General features: G+C 70.7%; 29 protein-coding genes. 6 read left to right on the forward strand and 23 right to left on the reverse strand.

What is annotated here, in order from left to right:
• Positions 1-438 (reverse strand): patatin-like phospholipase family protein (locus tag PV363_RS00830; protein WP_301021486.1); only part of this gene is annotated, 438 nt, incomplete at its 3' end.
• 73 nt (positions 439-511) lie between these two features.
• Here PV363_RS00830 and PV363_RS00835 point away from each other — a divergent pair.
• Positions 512-1,552, forward strand: a complete 1,041-nt coding sequence (locus tag PV363_RS00835) for an NAD(P)-dependent alcohol dehydrogenase (protein WP_301021487.1) — start codon at positions 512-514, stop codon at positions 1,550-1,552.
• 5 nt (positions 1,553-1,557) lie between these two features.
• Here PV363_RS00835 and PV363_RS00840 read toward each other — a convergent pair whose 3' ends face one another.
• The 4 genes from PV363_RS00840 to PV363_RS00855 all read right to left on the reverse strand — a co-directional run bounded on the left by PV363_RS00840 (position 1,558) and on the right by PV363_RS00855 (position 6,266).
• Positions 1,558-2,481: an AEC family transporter gene (locus PV363_RS00840; protein ID WP_301021488.1), complete on the reverse strand. Its 924-nt coding sequence runs from the start codon at positions 2,479-2,481 to the stop codon at positions 1,558-1,560.
• Positions 2,482-2,602: 121 nt separating this feature from the next.
• Positions 2,603-4,255 carry a cation acetate symporter gene (locus tag PV363_RS00845; RefSeq protein ID WP_220343254.1) on the reverse strand — a complete coding sequence of 551 codons (1,653 nt, stop codon included), beginning with the start codon at positions 4,253-4,255 and terminating at the stop codon, positions 2,603-2,605.
• Positions 4,252-4,590, reverse strand: coding sequence for a DUF485 domain-containing protein (locus tag PV363_RS00850; protein ID WP_220343253.1), 339 nt, complete (start codon positions 4,588-4,590; stop codon positions 4,252-4,254). The genes PV363_RS00845 and PV363_RS00850 overlap by 4 nt, the downstream gene beginning before the upstream one ends.
• A 170-nt stretch (positions 4,591-4,760) precedes the next feature.
• Positions 4,761-6,266 carry a glycosyltransferase family 39 protein gene (locus tag PV363_RS00855; RefSeq protein ID WP_301021489.1) on the reverse strand — a complete coding sequence of 502 codons (1,506 nt, stop codon included), beginning with the start codon at positions 6,264-6,266 and terminating at the stop codon, positions 4,761-4,763.
• Between the two features lie 207 nt (positions 6,267-6,473).
• Between PV363_RS00855 and PV363_RS00860 the strand changes: the two genes are divergently transcribed.
• Together PV363_RS00860 and PV363_RS00865 are read left to right on the forward strand one after the other, a co-directional pair.
• Positions 6,474-7,910: a DEAD/DEAH box helicase gene (locus PV363_RS00860; protein WP_301021490.1), complete on the forward strand. Its 1,437-nt coding sequence runs from the start codon at positions 6,474-6,476 to the stop codon at positions 7,908-7,910.
• A 124-nt stretch (positions 7,911-8,034) separates the two neighbouring features.
• Positions 8,035-8,676 (forward strand): TMEM175 family protein, encoded by a 642-nt coding sequence (locus PV363_RS00865; RefSeq protein ID WP_220343250.1) that lies wholly within the window; start codon positions 8,035-8,037, stop codon positions 8,674-8,676.
• On the opposite strand, the gene PV363_RS00870 is transcribed toward PV363_RS00865, so the two are convergent.
• Genes PV363_RS00870 through PV363_RS00885 form a run of 4 tightly spaced genes read right to left on the reverse strand, consistent with a single transcriptional unit; the run spans position 8,673 to position 12,490 of the window.
• Entirely contained in the window at positions 8,673-10,187 is a 1,515-nt protein-coding gene (locus PV363_RS00870) for a cation acetate symporter (RefSeq protein WP_220343249.1), read from the reverse strand. The two genes, PV363_RS00865 and PV363_RS00870, sit on opposite strands and share 4 nt — an antisense overlap.
• Positions 10,188-10,208: 21 nt before the next feature.
• Complete coding sequence (locus PV363_RS00875) at positions 10,209-10,586, reverse strand: hypothetical protein (protein ID WP_220343248.1); 378 nt, start codon at positions 10,584-10,586, stop codon at positions 10,209-10,211.
• Positions 10,583-11,341, reverse strand: a complete 759-nt coding sequence (locus PV363_RS00880; RefSeq protein WP_301021491.1) for a LytTR family DNA-binding domain-containing protein — start codon at positions 11,339-11,341, stop codon at positions 10,583-10,585. The genes PV363_RS00875 and PV363_RS00880 overlap by 4 nt, the downstream gene beginning before the upstream one ends.
• Positions 11,342-11,398: 57 nt before the next feature.
• Positions 11,399-12,490, reverse strand: a complete 1,092-nt coding sequence (locus PV363_RS00885) for a histidine kinase (protein ID WP_220343246.1) — start codon at positions 12,488-12,490, stop codon at positions 11,399-11,401.
• A gap of 64 nt (positions 12,491-12,554) precedes the next feature.
• Between PV363_RS00885 and PV363_RS00890 the strand changes: the two genes are divergently transcribed.
• Complete coding sequence (locus PV363_RS00890) at positions 12,555-12,944, forward strand: nuclear transport factor 2 family protein (protein ID WP_220343245.1); 390 nt, start codon at positions 12,555-12,557, stop codon at positions 12,942-12,944.
• Positions 12,945-12,948: 4 nt separating this feature from the next.
• On the opposite strand, the gene PV363_RS00895 is transcribed toward PV363_RS00890, so the two are convergent.
• The 3 genes from PV363_RS00895 to PV363_RS00905 are packed head-to-tail and all read right to left on the reverse strand — an operon-like array spanning position 12,949 to position 16,107.
• The gene (locus PV363_RS00895; RefSeq protein WP_220343244.1) at positions 12,949-13,449 is read right to left on the reverse strand and encodes a GNAT family N-acetyltransferase; all 501 of its coding nucleotides are present in this window, start codon (positions 13,447-13,449) and stop codon (positions 12,949-12,951) included.
• Positions 13,450-13,455: 6 nt separating this feature from the next.
• Positions 13,456-15,762 carry a phosphoribosylformylglycinamidine synthase subunit PurL gene (gene purL / locus PV363_RS00900; protein WP_301021492.1) on the reverse strand — a complete coding sequence of 769 codons (2,307 nt, stop codon included), beginning with the start codon at positions 15,760-15,762 and terminating at the stop codon, positions 13,456-13,458.
• Positions 15,763-15,792: 30 nt separating this feature from the next.
• Positions 15,793-16,107, reverse strand: a complete 315-nt coding sequence (locus tag PV363_RS00905; RefSeq protein WP_220343242.1) for a cupin domain-containing protein — start codon at positions 16,105-16,107, stop codon at positions 15,793-15,795.
• Between the two features lie 82 nt (positions 16,108-16,189).
• Here PV363_RS00905 and PV363_RS00910 point away from each other — a divergent pair, with 82 nt between their 5' ends.
• On the forward strand, positions 16,190-17,341 hold the full coding sequence (locus PV363_RS00910; protein WP_301021493.1) for a GNAT family N-acetyltransferase: 1,152 nt from the start codon (positions 16,190-16,192) through the stop codon (positions 17,339-17,341).
• A gap of 25 nt (positions 17,342-17,366) precedes the next feature.
• On the opposite strand, the gene PV363_RS00915 is transcribed toward PV363_RS00910, so the two are convergent.
• The 11 genes from PV363_RS00915 to PV363_RS00965 all read right to left on the reverse strand — a co-directional run bounded on the left by PV363_RS00915 (position 17,367) and on the right by PV363_RS00965 (position 25,484).
• Positions 17,367-18,212 carry a siderophore-interacting protein gene (locus PV363_RS00915; protein WP_220366349.1) on the reverse strand — a complete coding sequence of 282 codons (846 nt, stop codon included), beginning with the start codon at positions 18,210-18,212 and terminating at the stop codon, positions 17,367-17,369.
• Positions 18,213-18,247: 35 nt separating this feature from the next.
• Positions 18,248-18,664, reverse strand: a complete 417-nt coding sequence (locus tag PV363_RS00920) for a VOC family protein (protein WP_220343239.1) — start codon at positions 18,662-18,664, stop codon at positions 18,248-18,250.
• 62 nt (positions 18,665-18,726) lie between these two features.
• Positions 18,727-19,947 carry an Nramp family divalent metal transporter gene (locus tag PV363_RS00925; RefSeq protein WP_220345959.1) on the reverse strand — a complete coding sequence of 407 codons (1,221 nt, stop codon included), beginning with the start codon at positions 19,945-19,947 and terminating at the stop codon, positions 18,727-18,729.
• A 63-nt stretch (positions 19,948-20,010) separates the two neighbouring features.
• Positions 20,011-20,499, reverse strand: coding sequence for a hypothetical protein (locus PV363_RS00930; protein WP_301021495.1), 489 nt, complete (start codon positions 20,497-20,499; stop codon positions 20,011-20,013).
• Between the two features lies 1 nt (position 20,500).
• A complete protein-coding gene (locus PV363_RS00935) occupies positions 20,501-20,914 on the reverse strand; it encodes a hypothetical protein (RefSeq protein ID WP_220343236.1) in 414 nt (137 codons plus the stop codon).
• Between the two features lie 111 nt (positions 20,915-21,025).
• A complete protein-coding gene (locus PV363_RS00940; RefSeq protein WP_301021496.1) occupies positions 21,026-21,328 on the reverse strand; it encodes a GNAT family N-acetyltransferase in 303 nt (100 codons plus the stop codon).
• Positions 21,329-21,359: 31 nt separating this feature from the next.
• Positions 21,360-22,028 (reverse strand): phosphoribosylformylglycinamidine synthase subunit PurQ, encoded by a 669-nt coding sequence (purQ, locus tag PV363_RS00945; RefSeq protein WP_220343234.1) that lies wholly within the window; start codon positions 22,026-22,028, stop codon positions 21,360-21,362.
• Positions 22,025-22,297: a phosphoribosylformylglycinamidine synthase subunit PurS gene (purS, locus tag PV363_RS00950; protein ID WP_220343233.1), complete on the reverse strand. Its 273-nt coding sequence runs from the start codon at positions 22,295-22,297 to the stop codon at positions 22,025-22,027. The genes purQ and purS overlap by 4 nt, the downstream gene beginning before the upstream one ends.
• 164 nt (positions 22,298-22,461) lie before the next feature.
• Positions 22,462-24,012: a long-chain fatty acid--CoA ligase gene (locus PV363_RS00955; protein ID WP_220366352.1), complete on the reverse strand. Its 1,551-nt coding sequence runs from the start codon at positions 24,010-24,012 to the stop codon at positions 22,462-22,464.
• A 138-nt stretch (positions 24,013-24,150) separates the two neighbouring features.
• On the reverse strand, positions 24,151-25,020 hold the full coding sequence (locus PV363_RS00960) for a phosphoribosylaminoimidazolesuccinocarboxamide synthase (protein ID WP_301021497.1): 870 nt from the start codon (positions 25,018-25,020) through the stop codon (positions 24,151-24,153).
• Positions 25,021-25,046: 26 nt separating this feature from the next.
• Positions 25,047-25,484: a nuclear transport factor 2 family protein gene (locus PV363_RS00965; RefSeq protein ID WP_301021498.1), complete on the reverse strand. Its 438-nt coding sequence runs from the start codon at positions 25,482-25,484 to the stop codon at positions 25,047-25,049.
• A gap of 85 nt (positions 25,485-25,569) precedes the next feature.
• On the opposite strand from PV363_RS00965, the gene PV363_RS00970 reads away from it, so the two are divergent.
• Positions 25,570-26,004, forward strand: coding sequence for a MarR family transcriptional regulator (locus PV363_RS00970; protein WP_220366355.1), 435 nt, complete (start codon positions 25,570-25,572; stop codon positions 26,002-26,004).
• Positions 26,005-26,007 lie beyond the last annotated feature (3 nt).

Raw genomic sequence — 26,007 nt, forward strand, 5'->3', positions numbered from 1 at the left:
GGTCACCCGCAGCTCGCGCGCCGGCCACTCCTGCGACACGAGCCGGTCGCGGATCACGGCGACGCGCTCCTCCTCCGTCGCGACGCGACCGGCAGCGGCCTCGCTCACCGCGTACGCGCCGAGGCGCCGACCGAGCGCCTCGGCATCGCGTCCGCTGCGTAGGCCGAGGAGTACCCACCGTGCGGTCACGTTCCAGCCGATCGACGACGCGGGCTCGGGGCCGTACGTGCCGAGCGGGGAGAGCTGGCGTTCGTACATCGCCTCGGTCGTCGCACCGTTGGTCACCTGCGCCCCGACCACCGATCCCGCCGAGGTGCCGAGGACGAGGTCGGCGCCGGTGAGGTCGACACCGGCCTCGATGAGGCCGTGCAGCAGTCCGATCTCCCAGGCGATGCCGGTGATCCCGCCGCCACCGAGAACGAGCGCGCGTGTGGTCACCGCGCCATTGTGCAGGAGAGGGCCTCGACGCGCTGCGCTCGCTGAACCTGCAGGGCGGATCTAGCGTGAACAGATGCGAGCACTCCAGTACGTCGAGATCGGCAGTCCTCCTCGGGTCGTCGAGGTGGAGACCCCTGAGCCAGGGCCCGGCGAGGTCCGGCTGAAGGTGTCGGCCGCCGGGGTCTGCCACTCCGACGAGTTCGTGATGAGCCTGCCGGCGGAGGCCTACACCTTCGGGCTGCCGCTCACGCTCGGCCACGAGGGGGCCGGCACCGTCGACGCGCTCGGGGAGGGAGTGACGAACGTGGCGCTCGGCGACTCGGTCGCGGTCTACGGCCCCTGGGGCTGCGGACGCTGCCACGCCTGCTCGCGCGGTGCGGAGAACTCCTGCCCGTACGCCGTCGAGCTCGGCATCGCGCCGCCGGGGCTCGGAGCGCCCGGCGCGATCGCGGAGTACATGATCGTCGACGACGTACGACACCTCGTCCCTCTGGGCGACCTCGACCCTGTGCGCAACGTGTCGCTGACCGACGCGGGCCTGACGCCGTACCACGCGATCCGCACCGCCATGCCGAAGCTCGTCGGGGGCAGCACGGCCGTGGTGATCGGCGCCGGCGGCCTCGGACACGTCGCGATCCAGATCCTGCGTGCGCTCACCGGCGCCCGCGTGATCGCGCTCGACGTCAACGACGAGAAGCTCGCCCTCGCCAAGGAGGTCGGGGCCCACGAGGCGGTCCTCTCGAACGATGAGGCACCGGAGGCGATCAAGCGGCTCACCGGCGGTCTCGGCGCCGAGGCCGTCTTCGACTTCGTCGGCGCTCCGGCCACCGGCGCGATCGCGGCGGCGTCGGTCGCACTCGAGGGCGACGTGCAGCTCGTCGGTATCGGTGGAGGCGCCGTGCCGGTCGGATTCGGGGTCACCCCGTATGACGCCGCGTTCCGGGCGCCGTACTGGGGCACCCGGTCCGAGCTCATCGAGGTCTTCGAGATGGCACGCCGCGACCAGCTCCACGTCGAGATCGAGACCTACTCGCTCGACGAAGCACCCCAGGCGTACGAGCGTCTGCACGCCGGAGAGATCCGAGGGCGTGCCGTGGTCCTGCCGAACGGCTGAGGCCGCTATGCCAGCAGGGCCGCGATCGCCAGGATCGTGAGGAACGAGAGCACGGTGGTCGCGAACACGACATCGCGCACGACCGCCACCGACCGGTCGTAGCGCACCGCGGTGACGAACACGTTCTGCGCCGTGGGAAGACCCGCGACCACCACCACGGCGAGCAGGGCGCTGCCGTCGAGACCGAGGGCGAAGCGCGCGACGAGGTAGGCGACGAGCGGCTGGACGGCCAGCTTGACGACCGTCAGGATCGCCACCTGGGTGCCGGCGCCGCTCGCGCCGGGTCTCGGCCCCAGCCGCAGCGAGATGCCGAACGCGATCAGCATCCCGGGGATGGCGAGCCCGGCAAGCAGGTCGATCGGGTCGGCCACCCACCTCGGGACCGGCACGCCGGTGAGCGCGACCACCACCCCGACGACCGCGCCGACCGTGAGCGGGTTGCGGAAGGGACGCGACAGCACCGTCAGCACCGTCGGTCGCTCCATCGACTCCGACTGGTCGAGGACGACGAACGCCAGCGGCGCGAGGACGAGCAGCTGGAGGAGCAGCGCACCGGCGACCGCGGACGCGTCACCCAGCACGTAGATCGCGATCGGGAGGCCGAGGTTGCCGGCGTTGACGTAGCCCGCACAGAGGGCGGCCAGCGTGGTGTCGGCCCACCCCCGCCGCCACCGCCACCGCGCGAGCACGAGAGCGATCACCGCCACCGCCGCGACGCTCGCCGCATTCGCGACCAGCGCCTTCGACAGCGCACCGCCGACGTCGGTGTCGGCGAGGACCGAGAACAGCAGCGCCGGGCTGCCGACGAAGAACACCAGGCGCGAGAGCATCCACTGGTAGTCCAGCGTCACCACCCCGAGGTGCGCGAGGACGAAGCCGACCGCGATCACGACGGTGATGACGCCGAACCCCTCGAGCACTCCCGTCACGGGTCCATCCTCACCGACGCGACCCTGCGGACGCACGAATCCCCCGCTCTGCCGCCAGGAGGAGCGCCAGAGCGGGGGAATCGTGTGTCTCGTGGTTGGTCAGGGTTGGTCGGTCAGCCCGTCACTCGGCGCCCGCGCCGGTCATCGACCGGACCTCGAGCTCCTCGTACTTCACGGGGTCGGCCTTCTCCTTGGTCGTGACCGTGCCCAGCCACCCGAGGAAGAACCCGATCGGGATCGAGACCAGGCCGGGGTTCTCCAGCGGGAACCAGCTGAAGTCCACGCCGGTCCCGAACAGCGACAGGCTCTCCCCCGTCTCCGGGTCGACCTTGCCCGAGACCACCGGCGAGAAGAACACCAGGCCGACGGCCGAGATCAGACCGCCGTAGATGCTCCACACCGCCCCGCGCGTGTTGAAGTCCTTCCAGAACAGGTTGTAGAGGAGGGCCGGGAGGTTCGCCGACGCCGCCACGGCGAACGCCAGGGCGACCAGGAACGCGACGTTCAGCGACTGCCCGGGGATCGCCAGCGCGATCGCCACGCCGCCGATCACGAACGCCGCGATCCGCGCGACCTTGACCTCGTCCTTGCCGGAGACCTCACCCTTCTTGAACACGTTGGCGTAGAGGTCGTGCGCGACCGACGACGCCGACGCGAGCGTGAGGCCCGCGACCACGGCGAGGATGGTGGCGAACGCCACCGCCGCGATCAGTGCGAGCAGGATCGCGCCTCCGGTCGAGCCCGCGCCGCCACCGACGGCTTCGGCGAGCAACGGTGAGGCCAGGTTGCCGCCGGACTCGGCGACCTTGGCGTACTGGTCGTCGCTGAGCAGCGCCGCGGCACCGAACCCGAGGATCAGCGTCATCAGGTAGAACGTGCCGATCAGACCGATCGCCCAGTTCACCGACACGCGCGCCTGACGGGCCGTCGGCACCGTGTAGAAGCGGATGAGGATGTGCGGCAGACCCGCCGTGCCGAGCACCAGGGCGATGCCGAGCGACAGGAAGTCGAGCTTGCTGGTGAAGTCGGCGCCGTACTTGAGCCCGGGCTCGAGGAACGCCTGCCCCTTGCCGGAGTTCGAGGCGGCCGTGCCGAGCAGCTCGGACAGGTTGAAGTTGAACTTCGCCAGCACCAGGATGCTGATCAGCAGCGTGCCGGCCATGAGCAGCACCGCCTTGACGATCTGCACCCAGGTCGTCCCCTTCATGCCGCCGACGACGACATAGAAGATCATCAGCACGCCGACGGCGACGATCGTCAGGTTCTTCAGCGTGTCGCCCTCGACGCCGAGCAGCAGCGACACGAGCGCGCCGGCACCGACCATCTGCGCGAGGAGATAGAAGATCGACACGACGACGGTGGAGACGGACGCAGCGGTACGGACAGGACGCTGCCGCATCCGGTACGCCAGCTGGTCGGCCATCGTGAAGCGGCCGGAGTTGCGCAGCAGCTCGGCGACGAGGAGCAGCGCGACCAGCCAGGCGACGAGGAACCCGATGGAGTAGAGGAAGCCGTCGTAGCCGGACAGCGCGATGGCGCCGGAGATGCCGAGGAACGACGCCGCCGACATGTAGTCGCCGCCGATCGCGAGGCCGTTCTGGAAGCCGGTGAACGACCGGCCGCCGGCGTAGTAGTCGGCTGCCGTCTTGTTGTTGCGGCTCGCCCAGAACGTGATGGCGACCGTGAGCAGCACGACACCGACGAAGAGGACGGTGGTCAGAGTCTGGTGGTCACCCTCGGCACTGGCTGCGAGGACCACGTCGCGTCCGCTCATCGGGTGATCTCCTCGTCGTACTCGGCGCGCAGTGAGTCAGCGAGCGGGTCGAGGTTCTTGACGGAGAACTTCGAGTACCAGATCGCGATGGCGAAGGTGGAGACGAACTGGAGCAGTCCGAAGATCAGGGCGACGTTGATGTTGCCGACGACCTTGGCGTTCATCAGGTCGGGCGCCCAGTTGGAGCAGATGACGTACAGCAGGTACCAGGCCATGAAGCCGATCGTCACGGGGACGACGAAGCCTATGTACTTGCGTTTGAGGGTGTGGAACTCCTCGGTGGAGCGGATGCGTGCGTAGGCCGCATCCTCCGCCGCTGTGGTTCTCTCGATCACGGCTTCGCCTCTCGGGACGCACGGGCATGGGTGTTCTCGCGTGAGGCTAGGGGCGGCCGCAGGGTGTGTGCCAGGTCACACCCGAGAGGTTCGGTGGACGTGCGCGACCGGTCGCCGTACGGCATCGCGCGCACGCCGAGCGGTCGTGCTCACGCGACGAACGGCGGGCGTCAGTCCAGGTGCCGCAGGTCGTCCCAGAGCTCGGCCCACGGCCGCAGCGGACCGCGACACACGGCCACGGGGACGCCCTCCTCCTCGTTGTCGACACCGACCCCGTTGCGGAGCACGTCCACGGCCTCGCACTCCTCGAAGATCGTGACCGCGAACCCGTACTGGCCGCCGACGAAGACGACCGTCTCGGTTCCGTCGGGCGGCCGGGCCTGGTCGTGGAGGGCGTTCTGCCCGCTGTACGGCGTGGGCAGGCCGAGCGCGGGACCGTACCGGTCGATCGCCCCGGCCTCGCCGTAGTTGCTGGTGATGATCGCTGCCTCGGCCCGCTCCTCCGCCGACAACCCGTCCCACACGGCGGCGATCTGACGGACGTACGTCGGCCACCCGACCTGGTCGGCGGCAGCCTGGTTGATCCCCGGGACAGGGGTGCTCCCGAGCGTGCCGACGCCGATCACCGGCAGCGACACGACGACGGACACCGCGGCGTACAGCACCAGCAGCGCCCCGACCCCTGCGCGCACGGCGTTCGACGAGCGGGTGAACCACGACGCCGTCGGGACCCAGCCGGCGGCAAACAGCACGGCGAGCACACCGACCGGGTAGTAGAACTGCGCTCCCCCCACGAAGGTCAGCACGAGGACGACCACGAAGGCGACGTCGAAGGCACGGAGGGCTCGCCACTGCGGCCGTCGCCACAGCGCGACCGCACCCACGACCCACACGGCGGGCAGCATGATGAAGAGGAACGGCCACATCATCACCCGAACCTCGTCGGCGTTGTTGTCAGCCAGCGCCGCGCCCATGTCGAGCTGCGGGAAGCCGTTCACGACCTGGTAGGCGAGGTTCGGGAGGGCGACGACCGCGGCGAGCGCGCCGCCGGACCAGAACCAGCCCGACCGCAGCACCCGCCGGGGACCGACCAGCACCACGCCGACGAGCAGGCCGAGGATCAACCACGGGATCAGCAGGCGGCCGTAGGTCGCGAGACCCACCACGAGACCGACGGCGAGCCACCACCGGCCGTCGTCGCGGAGCAGGGCGCGGATCACGAACCACGACGCCAGCACCCACGCCAGGAGATCCGGCGAGGTCGTGATCAGCACGTGCCCGGCCACGAGCGGGAACGTCGCGAACGCGAACGTCCAGGCGCACAGCCCTTGGGCGAGAGCGCCGCCTCCGAGCTCGCGGACGATCGCGGCGACCACCAGCGTGGAGGCCACCACGGCCGCGATCGCCGGCAGCCGCAGCGCCCACGGCTCATCGGCGACCAGGTCGGTCATCGCGCGGGCGATCAGCGGGATCAGCGGCGGCTGGTCGACGTAGCCCCACGACGGGTCCAGCATCCGGAAGTAGAGCTCGTCGCGATGGAAGCCGTAGCGGCCGGCCGTCGCGAGCAGCACGACCGCGAGCGCCGCGGCGGCAGAGAGCACGGGCACCCGTGCGTACGCAGGCACGGGCGACGTCTCACGTTGGTGTCCACCGACCATCGGGGCCGTGGTGCCCATCCCCGCAATGTAGGGGTCCCCAGGGTCAGGACGTGTGTGATCAGCACCACTCGATTCGTCGTCACGGCCGCATCCCGGGTACTGTCGACGAAGGACGCATCCGGCGTCCGCGGTCGTCTGCTCGAGCGGCGCGCACCCCGCGCCCTCCCGTCCTCATTCGTGAGTGGCTGCAATCACGGCCACCCCCACGACTTGAAGGACACCCCTGTGCCCACCTTCGCCGATCTCGGCGTACCTGCACCTCTCGTCGCCTCCCTCGCGGAGCGCGGCATCACCACCCCCTTCCCCATCCAGGCGGCCTCCCTGCCCGACTCGCTCGCGGGTCGTGACGTGCTCGGTCGAGGCCGTACCGGCTCCGGCAAGACCGTCGCCTTCAGCCTGCCGACGCTCGCCGTCCTCGCCGCCAGCGGTCGCCGCCGGCGCGCCAAGAACCCCCGCGCGCTGGTCCTCGTCCCGACGCGCGAGCTCGCGACCCAGGTCCACGAGACGCTCCAGCCGCTCGCGCAGGCGATGCAGATGCGCACCATGACGATCTTCGGCGGCGTCGGCCAGAACCCGCAGGTGACCAAGCTCCGCAACGGTGTCGACGTCGTCGTCGCCACCCCGGGTCGGCTCGAGGACCTGATGGCTCAGGGTCACTGCGACCTGAGCGACATCGAGGTCACCGTGCTCGACGAGGCCGACCACATGGCCGACCTCGGCTTCCTCCCCGGCGTCAAGCGGATCCTCGACCGGACCCCGCGGGACGCGCAGCGCCTGCTCTTCTCGGCGACGCTCGACAACGGGATCGACACCCTCGTCAAGCGCTACCTCCACAACCCGGTCACCCACTCGGTGGACGAGGCGACGTCGCACGTCCCGGACATGGAGCACCACGTGCTCTCCGTGACCCACGACGGCAAGCAGTCGCTCATCAACCAGCTGGTCGGCGGCGAGGGCAAGACGCTCGCCTTCACCCGTACCAAGCACGCGGCCAAGAAGCTCGCGAAGAAGCTCACGGACTCCGGGATCCCGGCCGTCGACCTTCACGGCAACCTGAGCCAGAATGCACGCCAGCGCAATCTCTCGGCGTTCTCCGACGGCACCGTCCGAGTCCTGGTCGCCACCGACATCGCGGCCCGCGGCATCCACGTCGACGACGTCTCGCTCGTCGTGCACGTCGACCCGCCGACCGAGCACAAGGCGTACCTCCACCGCTCGGGCCGTACGGCACGTGCCGGCGCCTCGGGCGTCGTCGTCACCATCGCGACACCCGAGCAGCGCCGCGACGTCCGTACGCTGATGCGCGCGGCCTCGATCAAGCCGACCGACCACGAGGTCGCCGCCGGTTCCGAGATCATCGGCTCGCTCGTCGGCCCGCAGGCCGAGCGCGTCTCGCCGCCCCCGGCGCTCGTCGCTGCCGCGGCGGCCAGCGCTCGCGGCAACGGTGGCCGTAGCGGCGGTCGCGGGAGTGGTGGCCGGGGCAACAACGGCGGGGGCCAGCGCTCCGGCGAGGGCGCCCGCAGCAGCAGCGGTTCGCGTCGACGTCGCTCCGGTGGCGGGACGGCCACACGAAGCGGCAGCGGCTCGGCCTCGAGCTCGAGCTCCTCGCGCTCCGGTGGGGCTGCCTCGTTCTCGTCCCAGGCCGGGCGCCGCGGTCGCTGACGCGACTCCCCACGACCTCTCGGCCAGCAGCCGCGGCCGTCCTCGGCACCCCTCGGTGCCGGGTACGCGTCCGCGGCTGCTGCTTGCCCGCGCCGCATCGTCCGGCTCTTCCTACAGTGGACGGATGGCGGGAACTCACACGGACCGCGGCCTGGACCGGCTCGTCAACTTCACCGACGCCGCGGTCGCGATCGCGATCACCCTCCTCGTGCTTCCCCTCATGGACCTCGTCACGGACGGACGGTCCCACTCGGTCGCGTCCGTGCTGGCCGACGAACGCTGGACGTTCGTCGCGTTCGCGCTCAGCTTCGCGGTCATCGCGCACTTCTGGGTCGGTCACCACCGACTGTTCGAGCATCTGCGCGACTACTCCAACGCCATCCTCTGGACCAACTTCGTCTGGTTGGCCAGCATCGTCTTCATCCCCTTCACGACCCAGCTCCTCGGTGAGCTGAGCAGCGACACCAGAGGGGGAAACTCGCTCTACATCGGCGTGCTGATCGTCGCGAGCGCGTGCCTGGCCGTCATCCAGTGGCTCACCGTGCGCCACCCCGATCTCCAACGGAGCGATGTACGGGGACAGCTCGACGTCCGCGGAGGGCTCGTCGCCCTGGGCCTGCTGCTGCTCGCATTCCTCCTCGACCTGGTGGCGCCGAGCGTCGGGATGTTCTGGCTTCTTCTGCTCTTCCTCGCCGGGCCGGTGGCGCGGCTGGTGGGTGTCCGCAAGCTGCCCCGCGACCGCGACATCATCGAGCGGCCGAGCTAGGGACCGTCCGCCCGATCCAGCAGCAGCCGCTCGGGGGTGTGCAGCCGGACCATGGTCCGCGCGACGTTGGAGGGTCGCCGGTTCTGGGTCGCCAGCGAGACGGCCACCATGGTGGCGAAGGCGATCGGCACCGACCAGGCGGCGGGTCGCGACAAGAGAAGGTCGAGCCAGCCGTCGTCACTCCCGCGCACGATCGTCGCGACGACCGCACCTCCGGCGCCGATCCCGCCGGCGAGCATCCCCGCGACGGCGCCCGCTGCGGTCAGGCGTCGCCACCAGATGCCCAGGACGAGGAGCGGGCAGAACGTGGACGCGGCTACCGCGAAGGCGAAGCCGACCGAGCTCGCGACCGCGATCTGGTCCGAGGCCAGCGCGAGCGCGAGCGGGAACACCGTGCCCACCACGGCGCCGGCGCGCAGTCCGGCGACCGGTCCGAGGACGCGCCGACCCACCGATCCCTGGGCGAGCACCCCGGCGACCGACATCGTCAGGCCGGAGGACGTCGACAAGAAGGCGGCGAACGCACCTGCGGTGAGCAGCGCGCCCAGCAGGTCACCGAGCGACCCGCCGATCATCCGCATCGGCAGCTCCAGCACCACGATGTCGGTGTTGCCGGTGGCGACCAGGTCGGCGGCGTAGACCCTGCCGATGACGCCGTACGCCGTCGGAAGGAGGTAGAAGACGCCGAGCAGCGCCAGCACGAGCAGGGTCGTCCGGCGTGCCGCGCGCCCGTCAGGATTGGTGTAGAACCGCACCACGACGTGCGGAAGGCCCATGGTTCCGAGGAACGTCGCCACGATCAGCGAGTACGTCGCATAGAGCGCCAGACCGGGCGCGTCCGCGGCCATCGGCGACAACCAGGCTGCCGAGGCCCCGGCGTCGGCAGGGGTCGGCCTCCCGTCGTCGGTCCAGGCGTGCAGCAGGAACACCAGCGGCACCAGCAGCGCGGTGAGCTTGAGCCAGTACTGGAAGGCCTGCACGAAGGTGATGCTGCGCATGCCGCCGGAGATCACGTTGACGACGACGATCACGGCGACCATCACCGACCCGACCCACGTCGGTGCTCCCGTCACGGTGTGCAGGACGAGCCCGGCGCCTTGGAACTGCGGCATGAGATAGAGCCAGCCGATGACCACCACCAGCATCGACGCGACCGCGCGCGCGGTCGTCGACTGCACACGCATCTGCGTGAAGTCGGGAAGCGTGTAGGCGCCCGACCGCCGCAGCGGGGCGGCGACGAACGCGAGGAGGACCAGATAACCGGCCGTCCACCCGACCGGGAACCACACCATGTCCGCGCCGTAGGTCAGGATCAATCCGGCGATGCCCAGGTACGACGCCGCAGAGAGATATTCGCCGCCGATCGCCGACGAGTTCCAGAGCGGGCTCACCGATCTCGACGCGACGTAGAAGTCGGAGGTGGTCCTGCTGAACCGCAGCCCGAACAGGCCGATGCCGAGGGTCGCGAGCGCGACCACCGCCACGGCGACCGCGGCGTACGTGCTGCTCACGGGGGATGCTCCTTGCCCCGGTCAGGGGCGTTCGACGAGATCGCTGAACGCACGCTCGTTGCGCTCCGAGGCCACCACGAACGCCCAGCCGATCAGGAACAGCACCGGATAGACCCCGACGCCGAGGACCCACCACGGCAACGGGAGGGGTCCGACCTGGACGGCCTCGAGATCGGCGACCATGAAAAGGATCGGCAGTCCCCCGATCGCGGCGGCGACCACGGCCGCGACGACCAGCGCAAGGCGCAGCTGCGAGCGCACCAGCGACCGCACGTAGACCTCGCCGATGGCAGTCTCCTCGTCGATCTCCTGCACGACCGTGCGGCGCCGGCGAGGACGAGCGGTCGTGTGAGGGCTGGTGATGCGGACCCGGTCGACCGCCGGGTCGGTGCCCGTCACGACACCCCACCACCGGAGCGGGACCGCTGCTGGACGAGCTCCCGCAGGTCGCGTGTGTGGCGGCGAGCGACCTGCAGCTCGGTGTACGGCGGGCCCCCGGCGTCGACGAGGACGGAGCATCGGCCGGCGATCATCCGCACCTCCCGCACCCGCGACGACGCCACCAGCAGACTGCGGTGGATCCGGACGAACCCGGCGGACGCCCACTCGTGCTCCAAGGTCACCAACGCCGTACGGAGCAGGTGGCTGTCGCCCTCGACGGTGTGGAGCCGGACGTAGTCGCCCTGCGCCTCCACGTAGGCCACGCTGTTGCGCGCGACGAAGCGTGTGACGCCGGCGAGCTCGACCGCGACGACGTCGTCGTCCGCCGTCGCGGACGACGTCAGAGGCGACCGGGCACCGCAGATCCGGCGGACGGACTCGCGGAGACGATCCTCCGCGACCGGCTTGAGGACGTAGTCGACCGCGTCGAGGTCCCAGGCGTCGACGGCGTGGTCCTCGTGCGCGGTCACGAACACGACCTTGGGCTGGCTGCGGAAGCGGGCGAGGACCCGCGCCACCTCCAGGCCCGACAGGGCCGGCATCGCGATGTCGAGGAAGACGGCGTCGACAGGGTCGGCCTCCAGCGCTCGCAGGACGTCGGCGCCGGAGCCGACGGCCCGGACGTGGTCGATCCGCTCGTCGCGCTCGAGGAGATAGACGAGCTCGTCGAGGACCGGCTGCTCGTCGTCGGCGACGAGAACGTTCAGACCCATGGCGCACGAGTGTAGGTGTGCGGTGTGGCCTGCGTCACGTCTGGTGCGGCCGGACCCTCATCTCTCGGCGCCCGGCGCGTACTTGGGCACCCGGACGGTGACCTTCGTGCCGGCGCTCGGCGCGGTCTCGATGACGATCCCGTACGCGTTGCCGTAGACGGTGCGCATCCGCTCGTCGACGTTGCCCAGGCCCACCGAGTCCCCCGCGCTGTCGCCGGCGAGGGCACGGCGTACGCGGTCCGGGTCCTCCCCGACCCCGTCGTCCTCGACGGTGATCACCGCCTCGTTGCCCGCGTCGCGGGCGATCACGACGACCGTGCCGCCGTCGGCCTTGCGTTCCAGCCCGTGACGTACGGCGTTCTCGACCAGCGGCTGGATCGAGAGGAAGGGGAGCCGGACGGAGAGGACCTCGGGAGCCACCTGCACGGTGACGTGGAGGCGGTCGCCGAAGCGGGCCTTCTCGAGCACGAGGTAGCGCTCGATCGACTGCAGCTCGTCGGCCAGGGTGGTGAACTCCCCGTGGCGCCGGAACGAGTAGCGGGTGAAGTCGGCGAACTCGAGCAGCAGCTCGCGCGCCCGCTCGGGGTCGGTCCGGACGAATGACGCGATCGCCCCGAGGGAGTTGTAGACGAAGTGCGGTGAGATCTGGGCTCTCAGCGCCCGCAGCTCGGCCTCCATCAGCGCGGTACGGGACTTGTCGAGCTCGGCCAGCTCGAGCTGGCTGGACATCCAGCGCGCGACCTCCGTCGTCGCGCGGGCCAGACCGGCCGAGCTGGTCGGTGACCTCACCACGAGGGCACCGACGACGGTGTCCTCGACGGTCAGCGGTGCCACGATCGCGTGCGGGTAGTGCGCGTGCGGGGTGCTGAACGCCTGCGTGGCGCCAGCCGCGATCGCCTGTCTCGCGAGCTCCATCGCGTCCGAGCGCCGCTCGCGGGAGCCCTCGACCGCGAGGACCTGCTCGGTGTCGGTGAGCGCGACCGACGGTGCGCCGAGGAGCGTCCGCAGGTGCTTGAGCGAGGCGGAGGCGCTGTCCTCGTCGAGGCCCCGGCGCAGCGCCGGCGCGGCCAGCGAGGCCGTGTGCAGCGTCTCGTACGTCGCCCGGTCCTCGGCCGACCCGAGCGAGCGACGGGACCACGGTGTCCACATGGGTGGAGAGTGTGCCACGCGTCGGCAGTGGAGCGCTGTCCGTCGGCCGCTCTACGGTGGACTGATGGAGCCGTCACACCCACGCGCCTTCGCCGACCAGTGGTGCGCCGCCTGGAACGCCCACGACGTCGAGGCCGTTCTCGCCCACTTCGCCGACGACGTCGTCTTCAGCTCGCCCGTCGCCGCTGCGCTCCTCCCCGACAGCGCCGGTGTGCTGCGCGGCAAGGGGGCCCTGCGGCACTACTGGACCGAAGGCCTCCGTCACGTGCCGGACCTGCGGTTCGAGGTGCTCGGCGCGTACGCCGGGCTGGACACCCTCGTCATCCACTACCGCAACCAGAAGGGCGGGCTCGTGTGCGAGGTGCTGCGGCTCCGCGACGGGCTGGTCGTCGAGGGACACGGGACCTACCTCGCGTCAGAGAGCGACACCGACCTCGCCGGCACCGGACGCTGAGGGGTCAGCCGACCGGCTTCTCGAACCGTGCCAGGGTCTTGCACCGCCCTGGGAACTCACGATCGCCGCGCTCGACGAACCCGAGGTCGGCGTAGTACGCACGAAGCCCGGCGTTGGCCGCCGCGCAGTCGAGCCGAACGCTGGTACGCCCCGCGTCGCGGGCGCGACCGGCCACCCAGTCCAGCAGCGCTCCACCGAGCCCGCGTCCACGGTGGGCCCTCCGCACCATCAGCCCGTGCACGTACAGCGCGTCGTCGGCCGCAGGATCGACGAGATCGTCCCAGATGGCGGGGTCGGCCTCGAGCACCCGGACCGTCGCGCTGATCGCTCCGTCGTCACGGACGACCCACCACTGCTGCCGGGCGATCTGGTCGCGCACCTCGTCCGCCGTAATCTCACCGGGCTGCCACTGGGTGATGCCTGACCCGAGCTGCCACCGTGCGAGGTCGTCGCGCAGCGACACGACCGCCTCGGCGTCCGCCCGGTAGGCGCGGGTGGGGAACACCGGCGCTCAGGCCCCCATGGCGGCCGGGATGGTGGTCGACCAGCGGTCTCGAAGCTCCGCCACCGGGACGGAGAACGCCCCCTCGACCGTCAGCGCCTCTCCTCCGGTCTCACCGATCCGCGTGACCGGGACGCCGTACGACGCGGCAAGGTCGGTGAACCCCTCGACGTGGTCGGGCGCGACCGCCACCAGGGCCCGGGCCGTGGACTCGGAGAACAGCGGCACGAAGTCGTCCCCACCGAAGGGCCCGCCGTCGAGCGACACCGTCGCGCCGACACCGTGGCGGATCACCGCCTCGGCGAGGGCGATGGCCAGGCCGCCGTCGGAGAGGTCGTGCGCGGCGGTGGCGAGCTCACGCCGCGCCACCTCCACCATCAGGTCCGCGAGCGCCTTCTCGGCCGCAAGGTCGACCTGGGGCGGACGTCCACCCAGGTGGCCGTGCGCCACCTGCGACCACGCCGAACCGTCGAGCTCCTCGCGCGTGGTGCCGAGCAGGAGGACCACGTCACCCTCGGCGGCGAAGCCCTGCCTCACCCGCTTGGTGACGTCGGTCATCACGCCGAGCACACCCACGACCGGGGTGGGCAGGATCGCCGTCTCGCCGGTCTGGTTGTAGAACGACACGTTGCCGCCGGTGACCGGGATGCCGAGCGCGGCGCAGGCGTCCTTGAGACCCGACGTGGCCTGCTCGAACTGCCACATCACGGCCGGGTCCTCCGGAGAGCCGAAGTTGAGGCAGTCGGTCACCGCCAGCGGCAGGGCACCCGCGACCCCGACGTTGCGGTACGACTCCGCGAGGGCGAGCTGCGCGCCGGCGTACGGGTCGAGCTTGGCGAAGCGTCCGTTGCAGTCGGTCGAGAGCGCGACGCCGAGGTTGGTCTCCTCGTCGATCCGGACCACACCGGCGTCCTCGGGCTGCGCCAGGACGGTGTTGCCCCGGACGTAGCGGTCGTACTGGTCGGTGACCCACGACTTGTCGGCCTGGTTCGGAGAGCCGAGGACGTCGAGGAGCGCGGCCCGCAGCTCGTCGCCGCTCGACGGACGTGCCAGCGTGGCGGCGGTGTCGGCCTGCAGCGCGTCCTGCCAGGCGGGCCGGGCGTACGGGCGCTCGTAGGTCGGGCCGTCGTGCGCGACCGAGCGCGGCGGCACGTCGACGACGGTCTCGCCGTGCCAGTCGATGACCAGGCGCCCTGTCGTGGTGACCTCACCGACGACGGTGGCCTCGACGTCCCACTTCGCGCAGATCTCCATGAAGGCGTCGAGGTGGTCGGGCTCCACGACCGCCATCATCCGCTCCTGCGACTCGCTCATGAGGATCTCCTCCGGAGAGAGCGTGGAGTCGCGCAGCGGGACCGTGTCGAGCTCGACGTGCATCCCGCCGTCACCGGCACTGGCGAGCTCGCTCGTCGCGCACGACAGACCGGCGCCGCCGAGGTCCTGGATGCCGGCCACCACGCCGGCGTCGAAGAGCTCGAGCGTGCACTCGATGAGCAGCTTCTCCATGAAGGGGTCGCCGACCTGGACGCTCGGGCGCTTCGTCGGCCCTGAGTCGCTGAAGGTCTCCGACGCGAGCACCGAGACACCGCCGATGCCGTCGCCGCCGGTGCGAGCGCCGTACAGGACGACCTTGTTGCCCTCGCCCGACGCGTGAGCGGTGTGCAGCTGCTCGTGGCGCAGGACGCCGACGCAGAGGGCGTTGACGAGCGGGTTGCCCAGATAGGTCTCGTCGAAGACGACCTCGCCCCCGATGTTCGGCAGACCGAGGCAGTTGCCGTAGCCCCCGACGCCGGCGACGATCCCCGGCATCACACGCCTGGTGTCCGGGGCGTCGAGGGGGCCGAAGCGCAGGGGATCCATCACCGCAACTGGGCGGGCGCCCATCGCGAGGATGTCGCGGACGATGCCGCCGACACCGGTGGCGGCGCCCTGGTACGGCTCGACGTAGCTGGGGTGGTTGTGGGACTCGACCTTGAAGGTGACCGCGTAGCCCTGGCCGACGTCGATCACGCCGGCGTTCTCACCGATCCCGGCTAGCGTCCTGCCGAGCGGCGTCTCCTGGGGGAGCTCGCCGAACTTCTTGAGGTGCACCTTGCTCGACTTGTAGGAGCAGTGCTCGCTCCACATCACGGAGTACATCGCGAGCTCGGCGCCGGTCGGGCGGCGCCCCAGGATCTCGACGATCTGCTCGTACTCATCGGGCTTCAGTCCCAGCTCCGCCCACGGCAGCTCCCGGTCTGGGGTGGCGGCGGCGTTCTCGACGGTGTCGAGGCGGGGCTTCGCGGAGGGAATGGTGGCGGCAGGCGCGTCGGTCACGGCACCAGCGTAGTCGTCGCTGCCAGGCGCCTACTCCAGCCAGTCCGTCACGAAGGTGTCGTTGGCGTGGATGTGTGTCGCGCGGTAGCCGCCCGGCAGGACGCGGAACTTGTGCGGGGTGTCGGGCGGGACGACGATCACGTGGCCTGCACGCCCCACGAGCTCCTCACCGTCGACGGTGAACAGTGCGCTCCCGGCATGGATCAGGAACGTCTCGGCGTACGGATGGGTGTGCAGCCGCGGGCCGCTGCCCTCGACCTGGGAGTCCGACTGGATGATCGAGACGCCCGCCCCGTACGCCGCTCCCTCGATGTTGTCGGTCGTGCCGACCTCGATGATGTGCATGCCACGACGCTAACCACCGGCAGCCTCCCGGACCTCGCGTATTTCCATCGCTCGCGGCTCAGGCAGCCACTACGGTCGTGCGGTGGAGATTCGTGACCTCGGCCTCGACGACCTCGATGCGGCGCTCGACGTCCGTTCGCGGTCCTTCGGTCCGCTCTCGTCGACCGACGTCGACCAGTGGAAGGGCATGGTCGCGCGAGCCGTCGACGTCGGTCGACAGCTGGCGGCCTACGACGGCAGCACGGTCGTCGCGACAGCGCGCATCAACGCCTTCGGGCAGTGGTGGGGAGGGCGTCGCCTGCCGATGGCGGGGATCGGCGGCGTCGTGGTGGCGCCCGAGCACCGTGGGAGCGGCGTCGGCTCAGCGCTCATGCGCGCGGTGCTCGAGCGCTCCCGCGAGCTCGGGTTCCTGGTCTCTGCGCTCTATCCGGCGACGACTGCTCCGTACCGCGCGGTCGGTTACGAGATCACCGGCACCCGGCGGGTCGTCGACGTCTCGACCGAGGCGCTGAGGCGGTTGTCCGGAGAGCCGGTCCGGCTCCGCCGCGGCGGGCCTGAGGACGCCGCCGAGCTGACCCGCCTCCTCGCGGCCGGATACGAGGCGCGTCGCCAGAGCGGCCCCTTCGACTGGGATCCCGTCGAGGTGGCCGTCGACCTGGCCGACGACGAGATCCTGACCTACCTCGCCGACGACGGGGTCGTCTCGTACGCCTTCGCAGGTGACCACCTGGACGTCCAGACTCTGGGTGCCGCATCGACCTCGACGCTGCGGGCGTTGTGGCGGCTCGTCGGGTCCGGGTCGTCCACGCGGTCCTTGGTACGGGTCGCCCTGGGGCCGCACGACCCGCTGTTCTGGATGCTGACCGACAACGAGGTGGCCGTGCACCAGACGCAGTGGTGGATGCTGCGGCTGGTCGACGCCCCTGCGGCCGTCGCCGCCCGCGGCTTCCCCGCCGCGATCGACGTCGAGGTGCCCCTGGTCCTCACCGATCCGCTCCACGAAGGCTCGTCGGGTCGACACCTGCTCGTGGTGTCCGGTGGTCAGGGGGTGCTGCGCCGTACCGAAGGGGCGGGCGGCGTGGCGCTCGGGCCGCGCGGGGCCGCGGCGCTCTTCGGTGGGACGCCGCTCGCCACCCTGCGCGCGTCGGGGCTCGCCGACGGAGGCGACCCGGAGGACGACCCGCTGCTCGATGCGGCCTTCGCGGCGACGCCGTACATGACCGACTACTTCTGAGCCGCGGCACGGCCCAGGCGCCGTGTCAGACCTTGGGCTGGGCGCTCTTCCAGGCCCGAAAGCCCTCCTCGGTCTCGCCGCAGCGCCAGTAGCCCGACAGCGAGAGTCGCTCGCGCGGCACGCCCCGCTCATGGAGAAGGTAGGAGCGGAGCTGCTTGAGAAGACCGCACTCGCCGTGCACGAACACGTGCGGCTCACCGGCCGCCCAGTCGTGGGCGCGGACGGCGTCGGCAAGGAGCGTGGTGGTGCCGGCGGGCGCTCCGTCACGGTGCAACCACGTCAGCGTCACGTCGGCCTCGGAGACCACCGGCTGCTCGTCCTCGGGACCGTCGACCTCGACGTAGGCGTGGACCCGGGCACCGGCAGGCATCGCCTCGAGCGCGGCCTGGATCGCGGGCAGCGCCGCCTCGTCACCCGCAAGCAGGTGCCACGCGGCGGACGGGTCCGGGGCGTACGCGCCTCCAGGGCCCGTCAGGTGCAGCACGTCGCCAGGCACGGCTCGGACTGCCCAGGGGCCGGCGACACCGGAGTCACCGTGGACGACGAAGTCGATGGTGATGCGGCAGTGCTCGACGTCGATCCTGCGGAGGGTGTAGGTCCGGACGACGGGCTGGGCTTCGGGCGGGTAGGAGCCACGGACGACGTCGAGGTCGAGCGGATCGGGGTAGTCCACACCGTCGACGAGGAACACGAGCTTGACGTAGGAGTCGGTGAATCCACCGAACCTGCGGGCGAACTCGTCGAACTGACGGCTGCCGAGCACGACACGCTGGATGTGCCGGGTGAGCCGGTCGCTGGAGACGACCTCGAACGCGAGAGGGGCGCGCCGGCCCTTGGTGGCGGACGACTCCGGCTGCGCCACGATGCTCATGTCAGGCACCCTAACTGCGGGGCCAAGAGACCGTCTCAGGGCAGGAGGTCGCGCCCGATCTCGCCCGGGTTGTAGGCGACCTCCCACGCGTAGCCGTCAGGGTCGAGGAAGTATCCGCTGTAGCCGCCCCACTCCCGCCGGGTGCCGGGCGAGCGGAGAGCTGCTCCGGCGGCGACGGCCTCCTCCAGGACCTCGTCGACCTCGGCGGGGGTGGCGACGTTGTGCGCGAGCGTCATCGGCGCGAAGCCGCCGCCTGTCGCGATCGGCCCGACCTCCTCCTCGAACGCACGGCGGTCCCACAGTGACAGGACGACCCGGTCGGCGACCTTGATCATCAGCACCTCCCCGGGGACGAAGAGGCTCGCCGTCCAGCCCAGACCGTCGACGAAGAACGTGCGGCTCGCAGCGACGTCGGCCACGGCCAGAGTGAGGAAGCTGACCCGTTGATCCATGGCGGGGAGCCTAGTGCGGACCGCCGACAACCGGTGCTGTCTCCCCGACGCCGGTGTCGGTCTCAGGCGAAGGTCAGCACCAGGAGCGCCACGTTGAGCACGATCACCAACGTCGCGACCAGGGCAGCGAGCGCCGTCGTGATCCGCCGGTTGACCGCCTCTCCCATCACCGCGGGTCGTGCGGTGAGCCACAGCAAGGGCACCAGCGCGAACGGGATGCCCATCGAGAGCACGACCTGTGAGCCCACCAGCGCCCACGACGGCTCGACCCCGAGCACGAGGATCACCAGCGCGGGGATCACCGTGACGATCCGCCGGGCGACCACCGGCACGCGGATGCGGAGCAGCCCGTGCATCACCTCCGCGCCCGCCGCACACCCCACCGAGGTCGAGGCGAGGCCAGAACCCAGGAGCGCCACGGCGAAGAGCAGCGCGACACCCGACCCGAGCTCGGAGGTCATCAGGGCGTGCACCCCCTCGAGCGTGTCCGTCCCCTCCAGGCCGGACAGGCTCGACGCGGCCATCAGGAGCAACGCGAGATTCAGCGAGCCGGCGATGACGAGGGCGACCACCACGTCGATCCGCGTCACAGCGAGCAGCTCGGAGATCGTCCGGCGCTCGCCACGCCGCCCGAGCCGCCCGGCGGTGAGTCCGGAGTGCAGATAGATCACGTGCGGCATCACCGTGGCCCCGATGATCGCGGACGCGAGCAGCACGCTCTCCGTCCCGGCGAAGGTGGGCACGAGCCCTTCGGCGACGGCGGCGGGCTCAGGCGGGGCGACCACGAGACCGGCGGTGAACCCGACCGCGATGAGCAGCAGGAACGCCATCACGACGCGTTCGAGCGCGCTCTGCCCGAACCGGTCGCCGACCCGCAGGACCACCATCGAGACAGCGACGGTCACGAGGGCGCCGGAGACCAGCGGGAGGTCGAAGAGAAGGTAGAGCGCGAGCGCGCCGCCGACCACCTCCGCGACGTCGGTGGCGATCGCGACGGCCTCCGCCTGCAGCCAGTAGGCGATCCGCGCCGGGCGCGGGAGCGTCTCACCCATGTGCGTCGCGAGAGACCGCCCGGTGACCAGGCCCAGCTTGGCGGACAGGTACTGGACCACGACCGCCATCGCGTTCGCGAGGACGACCACCCACACCAGCGTGTAGCCGAACGTCGCCCCCGCGGTGACGTTCGTGGCCACGTTGCCCGGATCGACGTACGCGACCGCGGCGACGAACGCCGGCCCGAGGAGCGCGACGTTCTTCGGGAGGCGGGGAGTGCGGAGGAACATCCTTTCAGGATGGCCCATGTTGCCGCCCCTCATGCCGCCGATCCCGATCGACGGACCACCGCCTCAGACGATCACGTACCAGACCCCGCCGGCCTCGACGAGGGCGAACACCGCGTTGCCCATGCTGACCGGAGCACCGGCGATCTGGCGCGGGTGCACCGTCGAGCTGTTGCCGTCCACGCGCGCGCCCCGCACCTCGATCCCGCGGTATGCCGCGAGGAGGCGACGATCGAGGTCGTCGAGCTGGTCGCGCAGCTGACCTTCGCACCGTGCGAGCGCCTCCCGCGACCTGATCGGGAAGCCGTCCGGCGCCGCGACCTCGCACGCCGCACGCACGTCCTCGCGGCCCAACGCGGTGAGCATCTGCTCGAGGGCGGCCGTCGGTGACCTCGGCGGAGGGGCCACCGACGCGGAAGCCGCACCGTGCCCGTCGACTCCGACCGAGCCGAGCCCGATAGCGAGCGTGATCAGGGCGACCCCGGTCGCCGCGAAGACGAGCGCGGCCAGGACCACCAGGGGTCTCGGGACGGAGCGCTCGGGGGAAGCTCGCACGTCAGCCCGCCACCACGTACCACTTGTCCTCGACACGGACCAGCTCGTAGACGTCCTCGCTGAAGGGAGCCGGAGCACCGACGATGTCGGCGCCGGGGATCTCGACCCGCGAGCCGTGAGCCGGGACCTCCGACACCTCCACGTCGCGCAGCCGGCGTACGGCGCCGGGCCTGATCCCCTCGGCGTAGACCCGCATCGTCTCGGCGCACTCGGAGCGAGCATCGTCGGTGAGCGGGCCCTGACGGTGGGCCATCATCTCGCACGCGGCCTCGTAGTCAGCGCTGCCCATCGCGACGAGCATGCGCTCCAGGCTCTCCGCAGGATCACCGGTCGGCCCCTTCCCTGCACCTCCCACGAGGCTCAGCGTGGCGACCACCGATGCGGTGACCGTCCACAGGACGAGCTTCGTGATCATGGACAAGACCCCCGAGTGCGGCTCGCTTCGACGTCGTTCGGGGGCCCTCCGATCCTCACCCGATCGAGGACGCTCCGCGACTCGAACGCCGGGATCCACGTCCGGGACGGGTCAGCGGGGTTCGACCAGGTCCTCGTACTCGGGGTGCTTGCCGACGTAGGAGGCGATGTAGGGGCAGGTCGCGACGACCTTCCAGCCCTTGGCGCGGATGTCGTCGAGAGCGGCCTTCGCGACCACCGCGGCGAGGCCACGCCCGCTCAGCTCGGGCTTCACCTCGGTGTGCACGAGCTGGCGCACACCGCGACGCGGGTCCCGGTAGACGATGGTCCCGCCGAGCTCGCCGTCGACCAGGAGGTCGTACCGGCTGTCGTCGGCGTTGTCCCCGACCTCGACGTTGCCTTCTACCTGCACCATGATGCTCCTTCGTACGACGCCGGCCGCCCGGCTACCTGACGAGCGCGGTCAGCACCGACGTGAAGAAGCCCAGCCCGTCGGTGCCCGGGCCGCACAGGTCTTCGACCGCGTGCTCGGGGTGCGGCATGAGGCCCACCACGTTGCCGCGCTCGTTGGTGATCCCGGCGATGCCGCGCATCGAGCCGTTGGGGTTGTCGCCGACGTAGCGCGCGACCACACGCCCCTCGCCCTCCAGGACGTCGAGCACCAGGTCGTCGGCGACGAAGCCACCCTCACCATTCTTGAGCGGGATGACGACCTCGTCGCCCGCCTCGTACGCGCTGGTCCAGGCAGTGGCGGCGTTGTCGATGCGGAGCCGCTGGTCGCGGCAGACGAACTTGCGGTGGTCGTTGCGGATCAGGGCTCCGGGGAGGAGGTGCGACTCGCACAGGATCTGGAAGCCGTTGCAGATGCCGAGAACCGGCATGCCCTCGTGCGCCGCCGCGACGACCTCGGTCATCACCGGCGCGAAGCGGGCGATGGCGCCGCAGCGGAGGTAGTCGCCGTACGAGAACCCGCCGGGGAGCACGACCGCGTCGACGGACCGCAGGTCGTGGTCGCCGTGCCAGAGCGCGACGGGCTCGGCACCGGCGAGGCGTACGGCACGCTGGGCGTCGATGTCGTCCAGCGAGCCGGGGAAGGTGACGACGCCGACTCTCATGCGGCCGGGCCCTCGGGCACGATCGACTCCTCGATCCGGACCGCGAAGTCCTCGATCACGGGGTTCGAGAGGAGAGTCTCGGCGATGTTGCGGATCTCCGCGAGGCGTTCCTCGGTGATCTCGCCCTCCACCTCCAGCTCGAACCGCTTGCCCTGACGGACGTCGGCGACCCCGGCGAATCCGAGGCGGTCGAGCGCACCGTGCACCGCCTTGCCCTGGGGGTCGAGGATCTCGGGCTTGGGCATGACGTCGACGACGACACGAGCCACGGTGGCACTCCTTGGGAGGCGGTACGGGTTTCCGGCCCCGAGTCTAGCGGGGCCGCCGTCGCCGCCCCGTCCCCGTTGTGATGGGTTGCGGTCGGTTTCTCACCGGGAGAGCGACCGGAACCCATCGAAACGCGGACGGGGCGGACGGGGACGGGGCGTACGGGTCAGAGCTCGCGCTTGAGGATCTTGCCGGTGCTCGTCATCGGGAGCTGGTCACGGAACTCGACGATGCGGGGGTACTTGTAGGCCGCCATCTGCTCCTTGGCCCACGCGATCAGCTCCTCCTCGGTCGTCTCGTCGCCGGGGTTCTTGATGACGACGGCCTTGACCTCCTCGCCGTGGCTGTCGTGCGGCACACCGACGACCGCGACCAGCGAGACCGACGGGTGCGACATCAGCACCTCCTCCAGCTCGCGCGGGTACACGTTGAAGCCGCCGCGGATGATCATGTCCTTGGCGCGGTCGACGATGTAGTAGTAGCCGTCCTCGTCCTTCTTCGCGAGGTCGCCCGACCGGAACCACCCGTCCTTGATCACCTCGGCGGTCGCCTCGGGGCGGTTGTAGTAGCCCTTCATGACGTTCGGGCCCTTGATCGCGATCTCACCGATCTCGCCGACCTCGGTGATCTCCTTCCACTCCGGGTCGATGAGCTTCATCTCGACGTCGGGGATCGGGGTGCCGATCGACCCGGCACGCGGGGGCTGGCCCAGCGGAGCGAAGCTGGCGACCGGAGAGGTCTCGGAGAGGCCGTACCCCTCCAGGATGTCGATGCCGAAGCGTGCCGTGAACTCCTTGATGATCTCCACCGGGAGCGACGACCCACCGGCGGCAGCCGTCTTCAACGTACGGGCGACCTGCTCGGCGGTGACGTCGCTGCCCTCGAGTGCGCCGAGAAGCCCCCAGTACATCGTGGGGACGCCGGCGAAGAAGGTCACGCCCTCCTTGACCATGAGCTGGAGCGCCGCCTCCGCCTCGAAGCGCGGGAGCATCACGATGGTCCCGCCATAGGCGAAGCCCGAGTTCTGGATCACCGTCTGCCCGAACGAGTGGAACAGCGGGAGCACGCAGAGGTAGACGTGCGGGTCGTCCGCGTCGGCCCCGAAGAGCCGGTCACCGATGAGGGCGTTGCTGATCATGTTGGAGTGCGAGAGCTCCGCACCCTTGGGCTGACCGGTCGTCCCGCTGGTGTAGAGGATCACCGCGGTGTCGGAGTCGGCGGTCTCGACCGTGTCGAACGTCGGCGGCTGGTTGCCGACCGCGGCACCGAAGGTCTCCGCGCCCTCGATCGGCGACGGAGCAGTCGGGTCGGCCGTGATCAGGAAGAAGTGCTCGCACCCCTCGGTCGCGTTGAAGCCGTCCCACGCCTCCTGACCGATCGGCAGCTCGGGCGTCCCCTGGAAGGCGAAGTACGCCCGCGCGTCGGAGTCGCCGAGGTGGTACGCGACCTCGCGCCCCTTGAGCAGGACGTTGAGAGGCACGACCGTCGCACCGGCCTTGAGGATGCCGTAGTAGACGACCGAGAAGTACGGGAGGTTCGGGCAGGACAGCGCGACCTTGTCGCCGCGGCCGATGCCACGCGACGCCAGCAGGTTGGCGACCTGGTTCGCGGCCGCGTCGACCTGGGGGTAGGTCAGGCGCATGTCACCGAAGACGATCGCGGCCCGCTCGGGGTACGACGTCGCCGAGCGTTCGAGAAGGGAGGCCAGGTTGCTCACCGCAGTGCTCCTGTTCGTGGTGTCCGTCAGGGGTTGCACCGGGGAGCCGCGGGGCTACCGGCCGGTGCGGGTGCCCCAAGAGTGACATGGAACACGTCGAGCCGGTCCGAGAGGGCGGCAGACGTGACGGGAACGCAACTAGAAGGTCTCGCCCGTGAGGGTCTCGTACGCCTCGACGTAGCGGGCGCGCGTCTTCTCGACGACGTCGTCGGGGAGCCGCGGCGGGGCCGAGTCTCCCGCGCGGTCCCACCCCGACTCGGACGAGGTCAGCCAGTCGCGGACGAACTGCTTGTCGTACGACGGCTGGACGTGGCCGGGCTCCCACCGGTCGGCCGGCCAGAACCGGGAGGAGTCCGGGGTGAGGAGCTCGTCGGCGAGGACCAGCGTGCCGTCGGACCGCAGGCCGATCTCGATCTTGGTGTCGGCGACGATGATCCCGCGCTCACGGGCGATCGCCTCACCGCGGCGGTAGACCTCGAGCGTGAGGTCACGCAGCTGCGCCGCGAGGTCCTCCCCGACGAGACCGGCAACCTGCTCGTACGAGATGGGCTCGTCGTGGCCGCCGTAGGCCGCCTTCGTGCTGGGCGTGAAGATCGGCTCGGGCAGCGGGGAGCCGTCGGTCAGCCCGACGGGCAGCACGATGCCCGACACGACACCCGTGGCGCGGTAGTCGCTGAGCCCCGAGCCCGTCAGATAGCCCCGGGCGATGCACTCGACCTGCACCATGTCGAGCCGCTCGACCTCGATCGCGCGGCCGGCGACGACGTCGGGCACGTCGGTCGAGATGACATGGTTGGGCGCGACGTCGCGGAGCTGGTCGAACCACCACAGCGACATCCGCGTGAGGATCTCGCCCTTGTCGGGGATCGGCGGGTCGAGCGCGTGGTCGTACGCCGAGATCCGGTCGCTGGCGACCATGAGCAGGTTGCCGTTGTCGAGCTCGTAGAGGTCGCGGACCTTGCCGGAGTAGACGTGCGTGGCTCCGGGGACGGCGTACGGGGCGGTCACGGTGCCAGCCTAGGGCTCGCTCGACCTCAGGCCGCGGGCAACCGGTTGTTGAGCGACCAGACCGGTGTCGCGCTCATGCGTGTGAGCCGCCAGCCCCGGTCGCCGCGCCGTGCCTCCATGTCGTAGACCTCCCCGAGCAGGAACGGCGCCGGGTCTGCGACGCCCTCGGCGAAGGCGACCAGCAGGTTCGCCCGGATCGTCGCAGTGTCGCCGTCGAGGTCGATCACGTGCCCGGTCACGCTGTGCCAGACGTTGCCCTGCGAGTGCTTCCGCGCAGCCTGCGCCACGAGGGCGTCGTGCCCCTCCGCGGTGCCGCCGAGCGTGACGACGCGCCCGTCCGTTGCGAAGACGTCTCGCAGGCCGTCGAAGTCACGCGTGTCGAGACACCGGCCGAGGCGCGAGACGAGGTCGACGAGATCAACGCGGTCGGTGTGGGAGTCACGGGTGGTCGGAGTGGTGGTCATGGGCGGCCCTGTCATTCGTTGGGATATCCAACGATAGGCCATACCCATGATTCGTTCAACCCATGACTCCGAGTACCCTGCTGCCATGGATCTCGCCCATGCCCCTCGACGGATGACCGCACTCCCGAGCTGGCTCCTCGCACAGGCGGCGTCGGCGAGCGGCCGCATCGTCGCTGCAGCACTCGGCGAAGCCGGCGCGCACCGCAGCCACTACGCCGTCCTCGTCGCTCTCGACGAGCGCGGACCGATGAGCCAGTCGGCGCTCAGCGACAGCATCGGGGTCGACCGCAGCGACATGGTGCGCCTGCTCGACATCCTCGGCAACGAGGGGCTGGTCGTGCGCGAGCCCGACTCGGAGGACCGGCGCCGCAACCTCATCGCACTGACCCCCACCGGCCGCACGCGGCTCGGGGCGCTGGACCGGATCCTCGCCGCCGCGCAGGCCGACGCGACGGCACGCCTCACCAGCGACGAGCGAGACCGCCTGGTCGACCTGCTCCGCAAGCTCCTCGGCGCGTGAACG

The organism is Mumia sp. (genome assembly GCF_028803055.1).
Classification (GTDB): Bacteria; Actinomycetota; Actinomycetes; order Propionibacteriales; family Nocardioidaceae; genus Mumia.